This is a genomic window from Arsenophonus sp. ENCA, from assembly GCF_002287155.1.
Lineage (GTDB): Bacteria > Pseudomonadota > Gammaproteobacteria > Enterobacterales > Enterobacteriaceae > Arsenophonus > Arsenophonus nilaparvatae.
The window spans coordinates 1-3744 of sequence record NZ_NHNG01000526.1; the positions used below are offsets into that span (position 1 = coordinate 1).

General features: G+C 57.0%; 5 protein-coding genes and 1 pseudogene. All 6 read right to left on the reverse strand.

What is annotated here, in order from left to right; all coding sequences use genetic code 11:
- Positions 1 to 303, reverse strand: a pseudogene (locus CBG25_RS13710) (hypothetical protein); the annotation flags it as partial.
- Positions 296 to 1369, reverse strand: coding sequence for a peptidase (locus tag CBG25_RS13715; protein ID WP_290607302.1), 1074 nt, complete (start codon positions 1367 to 1369; stop codon positions 296 to 298). The gene CBG25_RS13715 and the pseudogene CBG25_RS13710, both read right to left, overlap by 8 nt.
- A gap of 226 nt (positions 1370 to 1595) precedes the next feature.
- Positions 1596 to 2051, reverse strand: coding sequence for a phage virion morphogenesis protein (locus CBG25_RS13720; RefSeq protein WP_290607303.1), 456 nt, complete (start codon positions 2049 to 2051; stop codon positions 1596 to 1598).
- Entirely contained in the window at positions 2048 to 2881 is an 834-nt protein-coding gene (locus tag CBG25_RS13725; RefSeq protein ID WP_290607305.1) for a phage minor head protein, read from the reverse strand. Before CBG25_RS13725 ends, CBG25_RS13720 begins: the two co-directional genes overlap by 4 nt.
- Positions 2874 to 3491 carry a DUF935 family protein gene (locus CBG25_RS13730; protein ID WP_290607307.1) on the reverse strand — a complete coding sequence of 206 codons (618 nt, stop codon included), beginning with the start codon at positions 3489 to 3491 and terminating at the stop codon, positions 2874 to 2876. The genes CBG25_RS13725 and CBG25_RS13730 overlap by 8 nt, the downstream gene beginning before the upstream one ends.
- A 70-nt stretch (positions 3492 to 3561) precedes the next feature.
- Positions 3562 to 3744 (reverse strand): transposase family protein (locus CBG25_RS13735; RefSeq protein WP_366212660.1); only part of this gene is annotated, 183 nt, incomplete at its 5' end.

Consider the following 3744-nt stretch of genomic DNA (forward strand, 5'->3'; position numbering starts at 1 on the left):
ATTGAACATCGATTCCGCCTGTTCGCGGTGATCGACCGGCACCGCCAGATCATGCTCATCGAGCACGATATCGGTAAACGCCTGTTTCTCTCTTAACAGGATATTGCTGTCCGCCCCCACTGCGCGTTTGGTTTCATACAGCGCCAAGCGGCCTTTACCAAAGGTCGGCACCTTGACGCCTTCTTTTTCTAACCTGACGAGAGGAAACAGCTTTTCCCCAATCAGGCTGGCATTGCGGTATTCAGCGGCAATATGGGTCAGCACCGGGTCGTTTGCCCGTTTGCTTTTTAAATAATCAGACATAGGACTCTCCTGACAGGCAGCGCTTCACCGCCACTTCGTAAGGGATGGACTCACGCGCCTTAAGCGCCATGGCCTGTTGATGCAGCGTATCCGGATCGGATGCGCGCTCACTAAAGGTCAAACTGTTTTGCGGCATGTTGCCTCTTCCCTGCACCGCCTGTGGGCGAAAATCAACCAGCGGGGTGGATGAGGTGAGCAGCGATTTGACCGCTTCTACCAGCGGACGGGTGTGGCTGCCTTCGGTAAACTCCAGCGGTTTTTCGCTGTGGGTCAGCGCATCCAGTAATGCGACAACAACCTTCTGTCCCGCAGGGGCGAGTCGTCCATCGTTCATCAGTGTTTCGGCAAAGGCGACATTGGTGTCATGAGCGACTTTAGTGGCCTGCGCTGCCTTTTCGGCCTGATGGGCACTAATCTGTTGCTTTAACGCCGCGTTCTCGGCTTCCAGCCGCTTTTCGATTTCGGTTTTTTCCACAGTGAGGCTCTCCGTTGTGGGCTGAGGGTTGACAACCCCAGGCTCAGAAAACGCCGGGGKCCWGGTGGTTAACGCAGGGGGTTCAGACGGGGTRCCCACGTAGTGATTCAGTAACGYCCGTAACCGAACCAGCAGCGAGTCGTGGCCGTCATCCAGATCTTCGGTAAATTCCACYACSCCRTCCTCGSYATCCGCAAAAGAGACCGCGCGCAACCCYTTGACGGCAGGCGGTTGTGCGCCCAGAAAACCGACATGGCGTAAATACAGGGCMCCYGGRGCRGGGTTGTTGGGGGAGYGGGGTAAATAGAACGACGCSGAGATTTTCTTGTAGCGACCCGCCGTCACCAGTTCAGAAAAAGCCGGATCAACCTGCTGGGGCTCTGCCAGCAGATCACRTCCTTGCGCCGAYAGCTGYTTGATCCAGCCGTAAGCGGGCGCATCCGTCGTCGGATGGCCGGTCACTATCGGCGCTTCATGTAACGCCGGATCATAAGCATCCGCGCAGGCGCGTAAATCCTGCTCGCTCACGTTCAGGACTTGCCCGTGGCTATCCGTATGCCGACCGCGCGTAAAAATATGCAGGGATTTCATGACACCTCCATTAATATCCTGGAAGCAGTCTACCCAGAGCGGCGTGATTTTACTTTTAAAGGGCTTTAAAGCTTTTCATTTGCGTATTGTCTTTCAGCATTCGCATACCGCCTCTGCGAGCGGGCATAACGCGCTCAGGAAGGGGTTTATAAAGCTTTATAAAGGGTCGAAAGGCGCTCAGGTATCGCATTGTATCATTTAAGCCCCTGAACGCGTCAGACAGCACTTAGCGCTGGGCGGCCTGTTGCAGATAATCAAGCACGTCATCGAGCAGCTGGCGTTTGACCTCAGCGTCTAACTGTCCCGCTTCGGAGACCGGCAGATACGGACGCGGGGGGAGTGTCACTGAGCCACCGCGCCCCGCCTTACCCCCCAGTTGATGAATGCGGGCATAAACACGATTGGTGCCGACCCTGGCCTGATGCGCATCATATTCCGGTATCACGCTGCGGCGTAAATACCCGTCCCGGGAGAGCGTCATCCCCTGGCGGGCCAGCGCCGCGACCGACGGTTGCCAGCGTGGCCGCCCCTGTTCTTCAAAATTAAGGTCGGTCGCCGTTTTTAGCGTTTCAGACCAGCGTCGCATCAGCGGGGTCAGGTCGTAAGCGGCTTTCTCCAGTTGCTTCAGCGCCTGTTTCAGGTCGTTATCGGTTATCTCAACCGACAGAATAGTAGCGGTCATTCGGGTCTCCCCAGGGTGTTGACGGCCAAGGGGTGTAACGGCCCCTGATAGCGACTTAAATCCGGTCGATAGCCTTCACCGGGGTTATACGACCAGCCGATATCCGGGGAAAACACCGTATGATTGTCGAGTGTCAGCTGGGCAACCGGCTGCATTTCGCCGGTTTTGCGCGAGACAAGCTGTAACGACCAGCGCAGGCGGTCGCCGGACGTTTCCACGGTGAGTCCGCGCGCCTTCACGTCACGCGCAGACAAGGCAATCACGCTACAGCGACAGCGCCAGCCATTGGGCGGGTAGAGCGCGCGCCATAGCGGGTCATCGGCATGAAATACCCGGCCATGCAGCGCCAGATGGCTTTTGCGGGTACGGTTATCCCGTATCGCTACATACATCCAGTAGGGGCGCGCCGCGACATTTTCCCGCATTTCCGCCCAGCGCCCGGCGTTGTACAGGGTGGTCAAATTGGTGCGGTAAATCGTCTCCAGTCGCTGCGGGCTGCCCAGTTGTACGGTGACCGGCTCACCGCTGACAGGGTCAGTGGTCTCCTGCTGTCCCCACCATCCCTTGGCCTGCAGTACCGGGGTTAATTCCTTGGCAAACCATTGCCCGGTTTGCCCCTCGGCCAGCGAGGTGTTCAGCGCCTGATAAATGTCCTGCAGGATATCCAGTCGTGTCACCTTAGCCACCGTCGCACTCTGCGCATGGGCGGCTTGCCAGACATCCTGCCAGTCCCAGGAAAAGGTAAAACCTTTGGCTTTCAGGTAAGCGATGACCCGTTTGGGCGGCAGGCTAAACAGCGCCGCAAGTGCGTTATCGTCGAGTTTAGGCATGTAACCGCCCCCAGACATTGGCAACAAACATCACCCGGGCCAGGGTTTCCTGTAGCGCGTCCGCGGGCATCTCGGGGTAAAGTGCAGCCAGTTTTCCCCTCAGCTCGCCGGGGGAAATGCCCGATTTCACCGCGTCAAATAACGGGGTGAGCAGCGGTTGCAGGATGTTGTCCAGGGTACCGTTTTTCATCAGGCTGTCCAGGGCACGGTCAAGTTGCGCCTGAGCCTCGGATGCGGTGTCGGTTTCGTCCTCGGAAAAGGTCAGCGGCGGTGCGGTGGGGGACGTGGCGTGTGGCGCACTTTCCATCAGCAAATCGCCGGGTTGCAGGCCATATTCACGCTGATAGTATTGCGCGCTGAAAAAGCCGGCGGTTTGCGCCAGACTCTGGTCACGCTTAGCCTGGACCTCATCAATGGTCTCCTGCTCCCACAGTCGCCACGTCGGCACCGGCACATCACCAAAGTTCAGCTCAACCAGCCAGCGCAGTATCTGATTCACCGCACTCATCACCATCACCGCATCGCCATCGCGGATATCGGCGGCCACTTCCAGCCCGGCCTGGGCAGAGGCGTGATTGGTTTCGGCTTCGGTGGTCTGGTTCTGGCCCAAGAGCGTGTCGCTACCAATAAGCGTGTTGCTTAATAGTGAAATAAGGGTGTTTCGGTGATTGAAGTAAATTTTACGCTGTTCTGAGATGGAAATTCCAAAGACCTGCGCTAAGGAGTAAGAAGGTATCATCAATAAAGGGTCTACGATTCCGTAAAATTTGGGTCATGCAACCGAGGCGCTTGATACCCGCGATGGCGTGTTCAACTGTAATACGGATGCCCGAGATTATTTTATTTTCTTGTTTTTGTTCAGG

Bases quoted from the DNA above. Each gene is read 5' to 3' on its own strand.
- CBG25_RS13720 (WP_290607303.1), bottom strand. From the start codon at position 2,051: ATGACCGCTACTATTCTGTCGGTTGAGATAACCGATAACGACCTGAAA.
- CBG25_RS13725 (WP_290607305.1), bottom strand. From the start codon at position 2,881: ATGCCTAAACTCGACGATAACGCACTTGCGGCGCTGTTTAGCCTGCCG.